The organism is Pedobacter frigoris (assembly GCF_005116445.1).
In the GTDB taxonomy this organism is placed as follows: Bacteria; Bacteroidota; Bacteroidia; order Sphingobacteriales; family Sphingobacteriaceae; genus Pedobacter; species Pedobacter frigoris.
Window position 1 is genome coordinate 170,277 of sequence record NZ_SWBQ01000001.1, and the last position, 17,512, is coordinate 187,788.

Annotated in this window: 14 protein-coding genes; all 14 read left to right on the plus strand. The window is 39.9% G+C overall.

Going from position 1 to position 17,512, the window contains the following annotated elements:
• The first annotated feature begins 361 nt into the window (after positions 1-361).
• Positions 362-1,555 carry a phosphoglycerate kinase gene (locus tag FA047_RS00690; RefSeq protein WP_136835117.1) on the plus strand — a complete coding sequence of 398 codons (1,194 nt, stop codon included), beginning with the start codon at positions 362-364 and terminating at the stop codon, positions 1,553-1,555.
• A gap of 212 nt (positions 1,556-1,767) precedes the next feature.
• Positions 1,768-2,241: a division/cell wall cluster transcriptional repressor MraZ gene (mraZ, locus tag FA047_RS00695; RefSeq protein WP_136834072.1), complete on the plus strand. Its 474-nt coding sequence runs from the start codon at positions 1,768-1,770 to the stop codon at positions 2,239-2,241.
• On the plus strand, positions 2,231-3,136 hold the full coding sequence (rsmH, locus tag FA047_RS00700) for a 16S rRNA (cytosine(1402)-N(4))-methyltransferase RsmH (RefSeq protein WP_136834073.1): 906 nt from the start codon (positions 2,231-2,233) through the stop codon (positions 3,134-3,136). The genes mraZ and rsmH overlap by 11 nt, the downstream gene beginning before the upstream one ends.
• Entirely contained in the window at positions 3,133-3,546 is a 414-nt protein-coding gene (locus FA047_RS00705) for an FtsL-like putative cell division protein (RefSeq protein ID WP_136834074.1), read from the plus strand. The genes rsmH and FA047_RS00705 overlap by 4 nt, the downstream gene beginning before the upstream one ends.
• Entirely contained in the window at positions 3,536-5,635 is a 2,100-nt protein-coding gene (locus tag FA047_RS00710) for a penicillin-binding protein (RefSeq protein WP_136834075.1), read from the plus strand. Before FA047_RS00705 ends, FA047_RS00710 begins: the two co-directional genes overlap by 11 nt.
• Position 5,636: 1 nt before the next feature.
• Entirely contained in the window at positions 5,637-7,094 is a 1,458-nt protein-coding gene (locus tag FA047_RS00715; protein ID WP_136834076.1) for a UDP-N-acetylmuramoyl-L-alanyl-D-glutamate--2,6-diaminopimelate ligase, read from the plus strand.
• Positions 7,094-8,341 carry a phospho-N-acetylmuramoyl-pentapeptide-transferase gene (gene mraY, locus FA047_RS00720; RefSeq protein ID WP_136834077.1) on the plus strand — a complete coding sequence of 416 codons (1,248 nt, stop codon included), beginning with the start codon at positions 7,094-7,096 and terminating at the stop codon, positions 8,339-8,341. Before FA047_RS00715 ends, mraY begins: the two co-directional genes overlap by 1 nt.
• Positions 8,341-9,684, plus strand: coding sequence for a UDP-N-acetylmuramoyl-L-alanine--D-glutamate ligase (murD, locus tag FA047_RS00725; RefSeq protein WP_136834078.1), 1,344 nt, complete (start codon positions 8,341-8,343; stop codon positions 9,682-9,684). Before mraY ends, murD begins: the two co-directional genes overlap by 1 nt.
• A gap of 11 nt (positions 9,685-9,695) precedes the next feature.
• Complete coding sequence (locus FA047_RS00730) at positions 9,696-10,859, plus strand: FtsW/RodA/SpoVE family cell cycle protein (protein ID WP_136835118.1); 1,164 nt, start codon at positions 9,696-9,698, stop codon at positions 10,857-10,859.
• Between the two features lie 7 nt (positions 10,860-10,866).
• Positions 10,867-11,991 carry an undecaprenyldiphospho-muramoylpentapeptide beta-N-acetylglucosaminyltransferase gene (gene murG / locus FA047_RS00735; RefSeq protein WP_136834079.1) on the plus strand — a complete coding sequence of 375 codons (1,125 nt, stop codon included), beginning with the start codon at positions 10,867-10,869 and terminating at the stop codon, positions 11,989-11,991.
• Complete coding sequence (gene murC, locus FA047_RS00740; protein WP_136834080.1) at positions 11,981-13,336, plus strand: UDP-N-acetylmuramate--L-alanine ligase; 1,356 nt, start codon at positions 11,981-11,983, stop codon at positions 13,334-13,336. The genes murG and murC overlap by 11 nt, the downstream gene beginning before the upstream one ends.
• Positions 13,329-14,285, plus strand: a complete 957-nt coding sequence (locus FA047_RS00745; protein WP_136834081.1) for a cell division protein FtsQ/DivIB — start codon at positions 13,329-13,331, stop codon at positions 14,283-14,285. The genes murC and FA047_RS00745 overlap by 8 nt, the downstream gene beginning before the upstream one ends.
• A 25-nt stretch (positions 14,286-14,310) precedes the next feature.
• Complete coding sequence (gene ftsA / locus FA047_RS00750; RefSeq protein ID WP_136834082.1) at positions 14,311-15,669, plus strand: cell division protein FtsA; 1,359 nt, start codon at positions 14,311-14,313, stop codon at positions 15,667-15,669.
• Positions 15,670-15,798: 129 nt separating this feature from the next.
• On the plus strand, positions 15,799-17,433 hold the full coding sequence (gene ftsZ / locus FA047_RS00755) for a cell division protein FtsZ (RefSeq protein WP_136834083.1): 1,635 nt from the start codon (positions 15,799-15,801) through the stop codon (positions 17,431-17,433).
• The last annotated feature ends 79 nt before the right edge of the window (positions 17,434-17,512 follow it).

Sequence of the window (17,512 nt, forward strand, 5' to 3'; positions counted from 1 at the left end):
GATGTGTGTTCGTAGATTTACAACTGAAACGCAGCAACTATACAACCCCTACACAACCGTTGGAGAAGCTGTAGCCCTTCCAACCCTTGAGTAACCCCTATGAAGGACTTGTGGAGAGCTTTTGTAGATGCGAACGTAAAACGAATACAGAACAAAAGTAAACAGGCAGTTCATGAGGAATTGGATATAATAAAGAAAGAGGGAAGGTGATGGTGTATTTAGAAGGATCAGACACAAAAGGACAATTCATTCCTTTGCAGATTGGGCGAAGTGATAAATTGCTATATATTTGCTATACAAAACTGACCCGTTTAAAACGAACTACATACATACTAAAACCATACTATAAAATTATTTAATGATGAGAACAATAGATCAATGCAATTTTGCTGATAAAAAAGCTTTAGTCCGGGTAGATTTTAATGTCCCTTTAGACAAAGATTTCAATATTACAGACGATAAGAGAATGCGTGCTGCATTGCCTACCATTACTAAAATATTAAATGACGGTGGCAGTGTGATCTTGATGTCTCACCTGGGAAGACCAAAAGGTGGCCCGGAAGATAAATATTCATTGAAACATATTTTAGGTGATTTATCCAGGATGCTGGATATCGAAGTGCAGTTTGCGGATGATTGTATAGGTGCTCAGGCAGTGGATAAGGCTAGAAATCTTGTTCCCGGACAAGTATTACTACTGGAAAACCTTCGTTTCTACAAAGAAGAGGAAAAAGGTGATAAGGCTTTTGCAGAGAAGCTGTCGAAACTGGGTAATGTTTATGTAAACGACGCATTTGGGACAGCACACCGTGCTCATGCTTCTACGGCGATTATTGCAGAATTCTTCTCTAATGACAAATACTTTGGCTACCTGATGGCTGAGGAATTGAAAAATGCAGAGAAAGTGAACCATGGTGCTGATAAACCTTTTACAGCAATTATGGGAGGTGCTAAAGTTTCTGATAAAATTTTATTGATTGAAAGTTTACTGGATAAAGTAGATAACCTGATTATAGGTGGTGGTATGGCTTATACTTTTGCTAAAGCACAGGGTGGTGAAATAGGTACATCTTTGTTAGAGGAAGACAGAATGGCACTATGCCTAGAGCTGCTTGAAAAAGCTAAAGCTAAAGGCGTAAACCTGATTTTGCCGGTAGATACCATCATCGCAGATAAATTTGATAATGATGCCAGAAAAGATGCTGTTGATTCTGGCGAGATTCCTGCAGACTGGATGGGCTTAGATATAGGTACAAAAAGCATCGAACTGTTTTCAAAAGTAATCAAAGATTCTAAAACACTATTGTGGAATGGACCTATGGGCGTTTTTGAGATGGCAAATTTCGAGCAGGGAACCCGTGCGATAGCCAATGCTGTTGTTGAAGCTACCCAAAATAATGGTGCTTTTTCTTTAATCGGCGGTGGTGATTCTGCTGCGGCAATCGCTAAGTTCAATTTAGAAGATAAAGTTAGCTATGTGTCTACCGGTGGTGGAGCATTGTTGGAATATATGGAAGGTAAGGAGTTGCCTGGTGTTAAGGCTATTAATGATTAGTAGGCCTGACTCATTTTAAGGACAGGCGTTTCGTTTTTACGAGACGCCTGTTTTTTTTACCACTTCCTCCCACCGCTATTTTATGGCTTTTTGAGTCAAAAATGGGGGAAAGTGGTAGGTAAATAATATGTGGAAAACTTTTTGTGGTAGAATGTGGTAAAAAGTGGTAGAAGTACCTATTTTTACACTACATAAAAAGCGCATATATTGTTATGGTTCAGTTATTAGGAGAATTTGATTGTAAATTAGACGCGAAAGGACGCTTGATGGTCCCTTCGAGTTTAAAAAAACAATTGCCTAATGTTGAGCAAGAGGGACTTGTGGTTAATAGGGGTTTTGAGAAACACCTGGTAATTTACCCTAAGAAAGTATGGGAAACGATAGTGGAGGACTTGAGTAAGCTGAATCCGTACGAACAAAAAAACAGAGAATTTATAAGGTTATTTACACGTGGTGCGACAGAATTGACACTGGATGCTACCGGTAGGATTAATTTGCCTAACTCCCTGATGGAGTCTGTGGGCATTGAAATCAATTCCGAGTTGGTACTCGCATGTCAGTTTGATAAGATTGAGGTTTGGTCCAAAAAATCTTATGAAGCGTTGTTTGATAAAGATCCTGCTGATTTCGCAATGCTTGCGGCTGAGGTAATGGGTGATAAGAACAGGAGGGAAGATGGAAAATAACTACCACGTTCCTGTAATGTTAAAAGAATGTATCGATGGTTTAAACATTAAACCTGATGGTGTGTATGTGGATGTAACTTTCGGGGGTGGTGGTCACTCGAGGGAGATATTGAAACATTTAGGCAAGGATGGTGTCCTGATCGCTTTTGATCAGGACCCTGACGCACAACGAAATAAAATAGATGATCCGCGCTTTTTGTTTGTGGATCAGAACTTCGCCTTTTTAAAAAACAATCTTCGTCTGCTTGGTTTTAAATCGGTCGATGGTATTCTGGCTGATTTGGGTGTTTCTTCTCATCAGTTTAATGAAGCTGAACGCGGTTTTTCTACCCGGTTTGAATCTGTGTTGGATATGCGCATGGATAAGCAGGGTAAGTTGACCGCCGCAGAAGTTTTGAATACCTATTCGGAAGACCAGCTGCATAAGATTTTTGGAATATATGGAGAGGTGAAAAATGCGAAGTCGCTGGCCAAGGCTGTGGTGACAGGACGTGTGGAGCAGCCTGTGCAGACGCTTGCCGATTTTAAAAAGGTTGCTGGTGCGCATATTCCAAAAGGCAAGGAGCATAAATATATGGCGCAGGTTTTTCAGGCGCTCAGAATTGAGGTTAACGCCGAAATTAATGTTTTGGAAAGTTTTCTGGTGCAGACTGCGGATGTATTGAAAAGCGGCGGTCGTTTGGTGGTGATGTCTTATCATTCTCTGGAGGACAGGCCTGTAAAGAATTTTTTAGCCAAAGGCAAGCTTAAAGGTGAAGTAGAGAAGGATTTCTTTGGGAATGAGTTGAAGCCTTTTAAGGTGATTACGAGGAAAGCTGTGGTGGCTGATGAAGAGGAATTGCTGCGTAACAGTAGGTCCAGGAGTGCGAAACTGAGGATTGGGGAGAAGTTATGAATAATAAGTTCAGAGAACATATAGAAAATGATGAGCCTGAATTGGAAGAAGAAATTGAGGTAAAGGCTAAGAAAAAGGAGCCTTCAACTGAAAATTTGTTCTTTAAAAAGTTATTTACTGAGGGTGTGGTTAGTAAAGAGGCAGCAACGGAGATGTTACCGTTTTTGATTTTTCTCTCGGTACTGTGCATGTTATATATTGCAAACAGTCACATGGCGGTGAAGAACATCAGAAACATTGATAAATTAAATAAAGAAGTAAAAGAACTGAGCTGGGAATATAAGTCACTTAAAGCTGATTTGATGTTTAAGAGCAAGCTGACAGAGGTTGCGAAAAAAGTAGACACATTGGGTATTAAGGAGCTAACCGAGCCACCAAAAAAAATTATAATAAACAGTAATGAATATTAGAGCTAACATATTATTGCGTGTTTATCTGTCTTTCGGACTGATTGTGCTGTTTGCCGTGGCAGTATTGATCAGGCTTTGCGATGTACAGTTTGTGGAGGGACATAGATGGCGTGCCATGGCCGATAGTCTCTCTACAAAGTATATCAATGTAGAAGCTGCGCGCGGTAATATTTATTCGGTAGATGGTAGTCTTTTGGCTACTTCTATCCCTGAATATGAACTGCGTATGGATATGTTTGCAGGAGGAATAGCTGATAATACATTATTCGACAGCAAGGTGGATTCCCTGGCGCTTCGAATGTCACAGTTTTTTAAAGACAAAACTCCTAAAGAGTATTCAAGGTATTTACGTTCGGCCAGAAGGGATAGTGCCCGTTACCTGCTAATCAAGCGAAAAGTGGGTTATCAGGAATTAAAAACGATCAGAACTTTTCCCTTATATAACGTAGGAAAATATACCGGAGGTCTGATTGCGGTTCAGCAGAATAAAAGAATAAAGCCATTTAAATATCTGGCTTCCAGAACTATTGGCTATAAAAATGAAAATGTAAGTAATGGTGTAGGTTTGGAAGGAGCATTTGGGGAATACATTAATGGAGAAAAAGGAAGAAGGCTTGTTCAGAGAATTTCAGGCGGCGTTTGGATGCCGGTTAATGACGAGGCTGAAGTAGCGCCAAAAGAAGGTGCAGATATCATTTCTACCATTGACATCAACATGCAGGATTTAGCGCAAAGTGCGCTTGAGAAACAGTTGAAAATCAGTGATGCTGATTTTGGTACTGTGATATTAATGGAGGTGGCAACCGGTGAGATCAGAGCTGTTGCTAATTATTCCAGAGTGAAAGAGGGAGTTTACGAAGAACAGTTTAATTATGCGATCGGTGGCAGTCAGGATCCGGGATCTACATTTAAGCTAGCCTCTTACATGGCCTTATTGGAAGATAATAAGGTAGATACCAACACGATGGTGGCTACCGGTGATGGCTTTTATAAAATTCCTGGCCATACCATTAAAGATTCTCATGGAGGAATAGGTACGGTAACAGTAATGAAGGCTTTTGAGCAGTCTGCAAATACTGCTGTGGCAAAGTTGGTGAATATGAATTACCAGGATGACCCCTCAGAGTTTACTGATCATCTGTATGATATCCATATGAATGAGCCGCTGGGTCTGCAGATTCCTGGAGAGGCTAAGCCCGTGATTAAGAGTCCTAAGAATAAATCGTGGACTAAGATGTCTTTACCGCAAATGGCTTATGGTTATGAAATGATGATTACCCCTCTTCAAATGCTTACGTTTTATAATGCGGTAGCAAATAATGGGAAATACATTGCGCCAATTTTTGTAAAAGAAATCAGGCGTCTGGGTAATCCTGTACAGCAATTTAAGGCAAGGGTGATTAAAGATCAGATCTGTTCGCAGAGGACACTTAAGAAGCTGCAGGCTATGCTGGAGAATGTAGTGACTCAGGGTACAGGTAAATTGATGGGTTCACCATTGTACAGGGTTGCTGGTAAAACCGGTACTGCACAAGTTGCTGATGCAAACAGGGGTTACAAGGGTAAACGGAGCTACCAAGCTTCATTCTGCGGGTATTTCCCTGCCGATAAGCCAAAGTATTCAATTATGGTATCTATAAACGGTCCTAAAAATGGGTATTATGGAGCCCAGGTGGCGGGACCCGTATTTAAAGAGATCGCTGATCGCATTTATGCAAGTGATATGCAGATGTATAATAATATACCAGATCATCTGGTGGGCAATACGAGTAATCCGGAAGCAAAAGCGGGTCAGAGTAAAGCTGTAAAAAAAGTATATAACGCATTTGGTATTAAAGCACTCTATGCGGCAAAGTCGCCATATTTTAATTCCCTGGATACCAGCAATGGGGTTGTGTATGAAGAGTTTAGTGCATTAAAAGGAGTGATGCCCAATATTGACGGTATGGGCTTAAAGGATGCCTTGTACCTGTTGGGTAATGCGGGTTTGAAAACCAATGTAAAAGGACGTGGTAAAGTTATAGCACAATCTATTCCGGCAGGAAGTAAGATCGGAAAAGGCTTGTCTGTACAAATAGAATTACAATAAGATGCAGTTAAAGGATGTATTATATGGTGTAGGGATTAGAAAATTGGTTGGTTCAACCAATGAAGAGGTGACTGCGTTGGTTTTTGACTCCCGTAACGTAAAAAGCGGTGATGTGTTTTTTGCGATAAAAGGAACATTATCTGATGGTCATGATTATATTGAAGCTACGATTCAGGCAGGGGTAAAGGTTATAGTTTGTGAGCAGGTGCCGGAAAATGTTTCTGATGCTGTTACTTATGTTCAGGTTGAAGATAGCTCGGTAGCACTCGGTGTAATGGTAACCAACTTTTACGATAATCCATCATCTAAATTACAACTAATCGGGATTACAGGTACAAATGGTAAAACAACAATTGCTACTTTACTCTTTAAGCTTTTCCGCAGATTAGGATACAAAGTTGGTTTGATCTCTACCGTACAAAATCAGATAGATGATGAGATCATACCATCGACCCATACTACACCTAATCCTATCGCATTGAATGAATTGCTGCAGAAGATGGTGGCTTCAGGGTGTGGATATTGTTTTATGGAAGTAAGTTCCCATGCAGTCGTTCAGCATAGAATTGAAGGATTGACATTTGCAGGAGGCGTATTTTCAAATATTACGCATGACCACCTGGATTTCCATTTGACTTTTGACAATTACATAAAAGCAAAACGAGGTTTTTTTGATGCTTTGCCTAAATCGGCGTTTGCGTTAACAAACCTTGACGATAAAAACGGGATGATCATGCTGCAAAATAGCAAGGCCTCGAAAAAAACTTATGCGTTAAAGCAACTTGCAGACTTCAGGGCTAAGATTATTGAAAATAGTTTTAACGGACTTCATCTTGATATCGACGATGCTGATGTATTCTTTAAACTGGTAGGTTCTTTTAATGCTTATAACTTGCTTGCTGTATATGGCACAGCGATATTGCTTGATCAGGATAAGCTAAGTGTGCTGACGGAGTTGAGTAACCTTTCGGGTGCTGAAGGTAGATTTGATTATATCACTTCGACTCAGAACATTGTAGGTATTATCGATTACGCACATACACCTGACGCGATACAGAATGTATTGAGTACGATTCAGGACATCAGAAAAGGTACTGAGCAGGTGATTACAGTGATCGGTTGTGGTGGCGACAGGGATAAAACCAAACGTCCGGTTATGGCCCAGGTAGCCTGCGATTGGAGCGATCGCGTGATCTTAACTTCAGATAACCCAAGAACAGAAGATCCTCAATCGATCCTAAAGGATATGGAAAAGGGAGTTTCTCCTACCAATCAGCGCAAGAGCCTGGTAATACCTGACAGAAAGGAAGCAATAAAAACAGCTTGTCTATTGGCTAAGCCTGGCGATATTATTTTACTGGCAGGAAAAGGACACGAGAAATACCAGGAAATTAATGGTGTGAGACATCATTTTGATGATAAGGAAGTATTAATGGAACAATTTAATTTGATCAGCTGATGTTATATTATTTATTTGAATATCTGAATCAGAATTATGATTTCCCAGGACTGAGGTTGTTTCAATACATCACATTCCGTACATCATTAGCGATTATCATTTCATTAATTATTACTACTGTATATGGTCGAAGAATCATCAACTATCTGCAAAAGATGCAGGTAGGTGAAACAGTGAGGAATTTGGGACTGGAAGGACAAATGCAAAAACAAGGAACGCCTACTATGGGTGGAATCATGATTTTGCTGGGGATTCTTATTCCTACGCTCTTGCTGGCTAATCTGACTAATATCTATGTGATTCTGATGATCGTGACCACCATATGGATGGGTGCAATTGGTTTCGTAGATGACTATATAAAAGTATTTAAAAAGAATAAAGAGGGACTGGCAGGCAGATTTAAGATTGTAGGTCAGGTAGGACTGGGACTGATTATCGGTTTTACGATGTACTTCCATCCAAATATTGTGGTGAGGCAAACGGTAGACGAGGCAGGCGTTTCTAAGGCGGCAGCTCCTATGGTATTGAGACAGAAAGGCGAAAGCTTCTATTATACACAGGATGTAAAGTCGACACTGACAAACGTGCCTTTCTATAAGAACAATGAGTTTGACTATGCGAAGGTGTTGAAGTTTTTGGGGACTGGTTATGAAAAGTATGCTTTTCTTGTTTTCCTTGCCTTCACTGTTTTTATCATTACGGCAGTATCCAATGGAGCTAACATTACAGATGGTATAGATGGACTGGCTACTGGTACTTCTGCTGTGATTGGTATAACGCTTGGTTTGTTGGCCTATGTTTCGGGTAATACGGTCATTGCCGACTATCTGAATATCATGTACATTCCCAACTCTGGTGAGCTGATGATTTTTGCGGGAGCTTTTGTAGGAGCCTGTGTTGGATTTCTTTGGTATAATTCTTTTCCGGCCCAGGTTTTTATGGGAGATACCGGGAGTTTAGCTATTGGTGGAATCATTGCTGCTTTTGCGATCATGATCCGGAAGGAATTATTGATTCCTATTTTATGCGGGGTTTTCCTGATCGAGTTGGTATCTGTGATCATGCAGGTATCTTATTTCAAATATACCAAAAAGAAATTTGGTGAGGGCAGAAGGATTTTCCTGATGTCGCCACTGCACCATCATTACCAGAAGAAGGGTTACCACGAGGCTAAGATCGTTACCCGTTTCTGGATCATCGGTATTTTACTGGCAATTATTACAATCATCACTTTAAAACTGAGGTAATGGAAAAAGGTAGGATTGTCATATTAGGAGCTGGAGAAAGCGGGGTTGGAGCGGCAATGCTAGCGCAGAAGCAGGGATTTGAGGTTTTTGTCTCGGATTTCGGTGCGATAGCTACCCAGTATAAAGAAAAGCTGCAGGAATTGAATATTGCATTTGAAGAAAAGCAACATGACGCAGATAAAATACTGAATGCATCAGAGGTCATTAAAAGCCCGGGTATTCCCGATAGTGCACCGATCATCAAAGCGATTAAGAAAAATAAGATTCCTGTAATTTCTGAAATAGAATTTGCGAAACGCTATACAAAAGGTAAGACTGTTTGTATTACCGGCTCAAATGGCAAAACGACAACTACAATGCTTACCTACCATATCCTGAAAAAAGCGGGGTTGAATGTTGGTCTGGCAGGAAATATTGGAAATAGCTTCGCTGCTTTGGTGGCGACGACGGACTTTGAGTGGTATGTGCTGGAGTTATCGAGCTTTATGCTGGATGATATGTATGAGTTTAAAGCAGACATAGCTGTTCTGCTAAACATCACACCTGATCATTTAGATCGGTACGATTATAAATTAGGCAATTATGCAGAATCAAAAATGCGTATTACCCAAAATCAAAGTAGTGAAGATGTCTTTATCTATTGTGCTGACGATGAGGAGACCTTGAAAATATTGAAAAGCACAAAAACTGATGCTAAAGCTTATCCATTCTCCATCAGGAAAAAGATAGAAGAAGGAGCATATCTTGAGAACAATAACATACACATAAATATACACCTAAACGACCAATTAACCATGTCTATTACAGAGTTAGCCCTTCAGGGAAAGCATAATATTTATAACTCTATGGCTTCGGGCATAGTAGCAAAAGTATTAGATATTAGAAATACGACCATAAGAGAAAGTATGGGTGATTTCAAGAATATTGAGCACAGGTTGGAGCACGTCGCGAAGATTTCCGGTGTTGATTATATCAATGATTCTAAAGCCACAAATGTAAACTCTACCTGGTATGCACTGGAAAGTGTTGGGAGTGAGGTTGTTCTGATTATGGGTGGAGTAGACAAGGGAAATGACTATACCATGCTTAAAGATATGGTGCACCAGAAGGTTAAAGCAATTGTATGTTTGGGTAAAGATAATAAGCGTATACACGAGGCTTTTGAAGATGACGTAGAGATCATTGTGAATACATTCTCTGCTCATGAGGCTGTTCAGGTTGCTTACCATCTGGCAAAAAAAGGAGATACAGTATTACTTTCACCTGCTTGCGCAAGTTTTGATCTTTTTAAAAACTACGAGGATAGGGGAAACCAATTTAAAACTGCGGTTAAAGAATTGTAATTATGAATACGATGATAAATACACTTTTAGATAAGACAAAGGGAGATCGCTGGATTTGGCTGATCATTATCCTTTTGTCACTAATCTCTATACTTACGGTGTATAGTGCTACGGGAACTATTGCCTATAATAAAGGCGTGACAGTAGAGAAGTATTTATTGTATAAGCATGTGATTTTCGTGATTCTGGGTATAGGGATGATTTATATCTCCCACCTACTGGATTATAAATATTATGCAGGTATATCAAAGATCCTGATGATCATTACTATTCCATTGTTGTTGTATACAGCGGCATTTGGAGAAAACATTAATGATGCTTCTAGGTGGGTTAAAATTCCTGTAATCGGGCTTACTTTTCAGACTTCCGATTTGGCAAAATTGGCCTTGATCACGTTTTTGGCAAGGATGCTGACCAGGAAGCAAGAGAATATTAAAGATGTTAAGAAAGCATTCATTCCAATAATGGGATCAGTATGTGTTGTTTTCGTACTAATTGCCTGGGCCAATTTATCTACCGCACTGATGCTGTTTGGGGTGAGTATTTTGTTGTTGATTATTGGTAGGATTAGCATTAAGCAGATCATGATGGTTTGTGCCGGGGGAGCTGTATTATTGATGTTTATAGTGTTTCTGGGGCCAAGGGCTGCAACGTACAAATCCCGTATTAATTCTTTCCTCCACCCTGAAGAACAGCATTCAGATAAGACGTATCAGGCAGATCAGTCAAAAATTGCGTTGGCTACAGGCGGACTATTCGGTAAGGGACCGGGAAATAGTACTCAAAGGAATTTTTTACCTCACCCATATTCGGATTTCATTTTTGCAATTATCGTGGAAGAGTACGGATTGATGGGTGCGTTGACAATGGTTGTCTTATATCTTGTACTACTTTATCGATGTGTAAGGATTGTAACACAGAGTCCGAAAGCGTTTGGGGCACTACTGGCAGCGGGATTAAGTTTTAGTTTAACCATTCAGGCCTTTGCAAATATGGCGGTGGCTGTAGGTCTGGGCCCTGTTACCGGTGTTCCCTTGCCTTTGGTGAGTATGGGGGGAACTTCCATATTGTTTACAAGTATTGCATTTGGCATCATATTGAGTGTGAGCAAGGACGTAGAAGAGAAGAATAGCAGTAAAAAAGTAATCATCGGTGAAATACCGGCAATGGCATAAAATAAAGATGAGACCAACTAAAATAATTATTTCTGGAGGCGGTACTGGCGGACATATATTTCCGGCCATATCTATAGCCAATGCGCTTAAGCGTGTGGAGCCTGGCTGCGAAATATTATTTGTTGGTGCAGTAGGCAGGATGGAAATGGAAAAAGTTCCTGCGGCGGGATATAGTATCGTAGGACTGAACATCAGCGGACTTCAAAGGGGATCGATCACGAAAAACCTTAGTCTCCCTTTCAAGCTTTTTGGAAGTATGAGGAAAGCCATGCAGTTGATTGATGAATTCAAACCTGATGTAGTGGTGGGGGTTGGAGGATATGCCTCAGGACCTATTTTGTTTGCCGCCTCATTGAAAAAGATTCCTTACCTGATTCAGGAGCAAAACTCATATGCTGGAATTACCAATAAATGGCTGGGGAAAAAGGCTGCTAAAGTATGTGTCGCTTTTGATGACATGGGACAGTTTTTTCCTGAAGAAAATATATTGAAAACCGGTAACCCTGTTAGAAAAGATGTAGTTGACATTACAGACAAACACCACGCAGGTGCCGAGTTATTGAGGCTTGATCCCTTGAAAAAGACAATCCTGGTCACCGGAGGTAGTTTGGGAGCGGGAACTTTAAACAAAAGTATAGAGAAACATTTGCCGGACTTGATTAAGGCAGATGTACAGGTCATTTGGCAGACAGGCAAGTCTTATTATAAAGGTATTATGGAGCGTTTGGGTCTGGATTTTCACCCCAATGTCAGGATACTGGAATTTCTGAATAAAATGGATATGGCATATGCTGCAGCTGATGTGATCATCTCAAGAGCAGGCGCAGGTACAATTGCTGAACTTTGTCTGATTAAAAAACCGGTAATACTTGTGCCTTCGCCAAATGTTGCTGAGGATCATCAAACAAGAAATGCACTTGCATTGGTTAAAAATAATGCTGCATTGTTGATTACGGATTATTCTGCTGAAGATACGCTTGTCCCAGAAGCATTGAGCCTTCTTGGTAATAAGGAAAAAAGTAAGCAGTTGGCAGAAAACATAGGTAAAATGGCATTGCCGGATGCGGATAATGTGATTGCCGGACAGGTTTTGATTTTAGCGGAAAGGAGGAAACAAGGTCATGGAGCTTGAAACGATTAAGAAGGTTTATTTTGTTGGCGTCGGTGGGATTGGTATGAGTGCGCTTGCCCGTTACTTTGTTAAGCGAGGCTGTGTGGTTTGTGGATACGATAAAACAAGAACGAACTTAACCACAGCGTTGGAAGCAGAAGGTATGATAGTTTCCTATGTTGATGAAATAGCCACGATTCCTCAGGAGTTTTTGAGTCATGATGAAGAAACACTGGTTGTTTACACCCCGGCCATACCTAAAAACTCGTTGATCCTTAATTATTTTAATGACAATGGTTATACGCTGAAAAAACGTTCGCAGGTGTTAGGGATCATCAGTAAAGGGCAGTTTTGCATTGCAGTTGCCGGAACACATGGTAAGACCACAACTTCTTCAATTATAGCTCATATTCTGACTGATACAGGTTTTGGGTGTACGGCATTTTTAGGTGGAATAACTACAAATTATAATAGTAATTTTTTAATCGGAGATAATAACGTCGTTGTTGTTGAGGCCGATGAATACGACAGGTCATTTTTAACCCTGCACCCGGATATTTCTGTCATCACATCAATGGATGCTGATCATTTGGATATTTACGGAGATGCTTCGCAGTTGGAAGAATCGTTTCGTCTTTTCGCTGGTCAATTGAAGCCTGAAGGTACTTTGTTTGTAAAAGAAGGTTTGTCTTTGTCGCGAGGTATTACTTACGGAGCAGAGGGATCTCCGATGGTAAATGCAAACAATATAAGAGTAGAGGATTCAGCCTTTCTATTTGATTATGCTGATGAGCATCTGACTATTAAAGATATAAAACTGCTGTTGCCGGGAAAACACAACGTTGAAAATGCAACTGTAGCAATCGCTGTAGCGCTGAAACTTGGAATTTCAGCAGACAAAATAAAAGCTGCCGTCGGTAACTTCAAAGGTGTTAAAAGAAGGTTTGAGTACATTGTTAATTCAACACAACACATATATGTAGACGATTATGCACACCATCCTGAAGAACTAAAAGCGTGTTTTGGTGCTGTAAGGCAGTTGTATCCTGATAAGAAATTAACGGTGATTTTTCAGCCACACCTGTTTACACGTACCCGTGATTTTGCAGAAGATTTTGCAAAAGTTTTAAGCACTGCAGATGATTTAATATTGCTGGAGATTTATCCGGCCAGAGAATTGCCGTTGGAAGGTATAGATTCGAATTATTTGTTGAATAAGATCACGCTGAGCGACAAGGAAGTATGTGGAAAAGATTTGGTACTGGATCGTATAAAGATTAAAAATCCGGAGTTACTTTTAACAGTTGGCGCTGGGGATATAGATACATTAATACAACCACTTAAAAATTTATTGACAAATGCTTAAGAGGATAAACTGGAAACTGATATTTAAGTGTTTTGCCTGGGTAATATGCCTGAGCGGGGTGGTTGTCCTCATGAGTTTTGTCAGCGTAAAGAAACATACGCTTACCTGTACAAATGTTAAGATTCTAATTCCTGGTGCAGATAACTTTATAGAAAGAGAAGAAATTGATGCTATCTTAAAACAAAGTCAGGGTAAACTGATCGGTCGTCAGCTGGAAGATATCAATCTTGAAGATATCGAGAAAAACATTAAGGCAAATCCTTATATCGCATTTTCAACTGTCTATGCGGATATGGATGGGGTGATTCACGTCGAAATTCAGCAACGTCAGCCGATATTGAGGGTAATCAACTTTAATAGTCAGGATTTTTATATAGATAGGAACGGATTGAAGATGCCGGTTTCTCCAAATTTTACAGCCAATGTATTGGTAGCGAATGGAAAGATAATGGAACATTTCAGTGGCAGGGTAGATACCTTAATTACTGATATGGCCAGGGACCTCTATAAAACAGCGTTATACATCAAACAAGATACATTGTGGGATGCGCAAATAGAGCAGCTTTTTGTAGATGACAAGGGCGACATGGAGTTGGTTCCAAGGGTCGGAAACCAACGTATAATTTTAGGTGGCGCTGATTCTCTGGAGGTTAAAATGAGAAATTTGCTGGCCTTTTACAAACAAGCTATGCCTAAGGTTGGCTGGGATACCTATAAAACAATTAATATAAAATATACCAACCAAGTAGTTTGTGAGAAGAATAAAATTGATTCTTCAGCAACTCAGGTGAAAACCACGGTTAAATTAGATACGGCCTCTAATAACAGTCAGGAGGCTATACAAGAAAACCCTGATGCCGGTTCTACCTCTGGAGATAAACCTCCGGTAAGTAGTACGGAACAGGAAAAGAAAAAAGATAAAACAGATACCAGGAAAAACAAAATATAATAAACTCAACAAAATCAATATCGTTATGGGCAAAGAAAAATTAACCACTCAATCTCCAATAGTTGTAGGCTTGGATATTGGTACTACTAAGATCTGTGTGATCGTTGGTCGCAGAACACAGCATGGAAAAATAGAAGTATTAGGTATAGGGAAGGCGGAATCAGCAGGTGTGACCCGTGGTGTAGTATCTAATATTCAGAAAACAGTTCAGGGCATATCACAAGCCGTAGAGCTTGCCAGTGGGCAATCTAATGTGGAGATACGCGTTGTAAATGTTGGTATTGCAGGTCAGCATATTAAAAGTTTACAGCACAGAGGGATCCTGACCCGCAGGGAGCTTAACAATGAGATTGGCAAAAAGGATATTGATAAGCTGATAGATGATATGTTTAAGCTGGTAATGGCACCTGGAGAAGAGATCATCCATGTTTTGCCTCAGGAATTTACCATTGATAATGAGCCCGGGATAAAAGATCCGATTGGTATGGCAGGAGTTCGCCTGGAGGCAAACTTTCATATCATTTCAGGTCAGGTTACGGCCGTAAAAAATATCATGAGGTGTGTTACTAATGCAGGGCTACAAACTCAGGAGTTAATTCTTGAGCCATTGGCCTCTTCTGAGTCGGTGTTGAGCGATGAAGAAAAAGAAGCTGGAGTAGTTTTGGTAGACATAGGTGGTGGCACAACAGATATTGCGATATTCCATGAAGGCATCATCCGTCATACCGCTGTTATTCCTTTTGGAGGAAACAGTGTTACGGAAGATATCAGAGAAGGATGTTCAGTGATGAGAAATCAGGCTGAATTGTTGAAAACACGTTTTGGATCAGCATTGGCTGAAGAAAACAAAGAAAATGAAATCATTTGTGTTCCCGGTTTAAGAGGAAGAGAGCCTAAAGAAATTTCAGTAAAGAACCTTGCTTATGTCATCCAGGCCCGTATGGAAGAAATCATTGAGCATGTTTATTACGAAATCAAATCTTCAGGATATGAGAAAAAGCTGATCGGTGGGGTAGTCATTACAGGTGGTGGAGCCTTATTGAAACACCTTTCACAATTGGTAGAATATGTAACCGGTTTAGATTGCAGGGTTGGTTATCCTAATGAGCATTTGTCGAAATATGAGGATATGCCGAAAACAATCTATGATGATTTGAAGAGCCCGATGTATGCTACTAGTGTTGGTTTATTAATAAAAGGCATACAAAAAGCAGAAGAGTTGCTGGAAGAAATGAAGCAGCCCGGTGTATTTATAGAGCATCCGAAAGATAAGGAGAAAGCCAAAAGATCAGGAGGCGGACTGTTTGATAAATTGCTAGCAAAGACTAAAGATTTCATCAAAGACGACATGAACGTAAGTGACGAGGATTATATAAAACCGTAATATTTTTCCACAAAAGACGATTTTTCCACATTCTTAACAGTTGTGGAAAACGCCTGTTAAAAAAGTGTTAATATTACATAGAGAGATGAACAGGAAAAACGAATTTTTAAATAACTGATTCATAAAGATATGCAGTTCGAAATGTTAAAAGATAAGTCATCAATCATCAAGGTAATTGGTGTTGGTGGCGGTGGTGGTAATGCGGTAAACCATATGTACCGTCAAGGAATTACTGGTGTAGACTTTATTATATGTAATACTGATGCCCAGGCTTTGGAATTTAGCCCTATCCCTAATAAGGTACAACTTGGTGCAAGTTTGACCGAAGGAATGGGTGCCGGGTCAATTCCTGAAGTGGGAAAAAATTCTGCTATTGAGAATATAGATGACATTAAGCAGATGCTGGGAAGCACTACTAAAATGTTGTTTATTACTGCAGGTATGGGCGGTGGTACCGGAACAGGTGCCAGTCCTATTATAGCTAAAGCGGCAAAAGAATTAGATATTTTGACTGTTGCTATTATTACCACTCCTTTTGCTTTTGAAGGCAAGAGACGTAAGATGCAGGCAAATGACGGGTTGGATGAGCTTAAGAAATACGTTGACTCTTACCTGGTGATCTCAAATGATAGGCTACGTGAAATATTCGGTAACCTTACACTGGGGTCGGCTTTTGCGCAGGCTGATGATATTTTGACTACGGCAGCTAAAGGTATCGCTGAGATCATTACGGTGCCTGGATACATCAACGTGGATTTTAAAGATGTTCGCACTGTTATGAAAGACAGCGGAGTATCTATCATGGGTAGTTTCGCATGTGAAGGTGAAAATAGAGCATTAAACGCAGTAGAAGGAGCTTTGGCTTCGCCATTATTAAAAGATAATGAAATAGAAGGCGCAAGATATATCCTGTTAAATATTAGTTCCGGGATTCGTGAGGTAACCATGGATGAGGTAACTATTATAACTGATTACATTCAGGACAAAGCAGGTCTTTCTGCAGATTTAATATGGGGTAACTGTATTGATGAGAATCTGGGAGATATGTTGTCTGTTACTATTATCGCTACAGGATTCCAGACTAAGGAACAAAGAGAAGAAGACAGAAAAAATGTTAAAAAAATCTCTTTGCTGACACCTGAGGAAGCTCCTTTAGTGAAACCAGTGGAACCTGTTAATTCTTTTATTGAACCAAAAATAGAGGTGCAGCAACAAGAACCTGTATTAAAAGCAAAAGAAGAAATTAAGCAGTCAGATCTTTTTGGTGATCTATTTAATATCAATAAATCGAGAAAAACTGAAGAGCCTGAAAATACGATTGTAAAACATACTTTGATAGAGGAGGAATCTCCTGCTCAGGAAAGTAAACAAGAGTCAGGTTTTGAGTTTGAGATCAAACTTGCAGAAACTGATTTTGTATTCGAAACACCTGCGGCTGTTTTCAATAATGATGTAGAACCTCAGAAAGATGAAATTATTGAAGCAGGTGCTGATGATGATAAAAACGATGAGTCTATAGAAGATCAGCTAAGAAAGTCAAAAGAAAGGATTTTGAGGCTAAAAGATCTGAGTATGAAATTGCGCACGAGCAATGGATTACAGGAACTGGAGAACGAACCGGCATACAAACGTAAACAAATGCAATTGCAGCAGGTTCAGCATTCCTCAGAATCACAAGTTTCAAGATTCACTTTGAGTAATGATGAAGATGGCTCAACAGAGATCAGACCAAATAATTCATTTTTACATGATAATGTTGATTAAAAAGTAAATCATAAAAATATAAAAGCCTTAACAAAAGTTTGTTAAGGCTTTTTTGGCATAATAATGGCGTCTGTCGAAA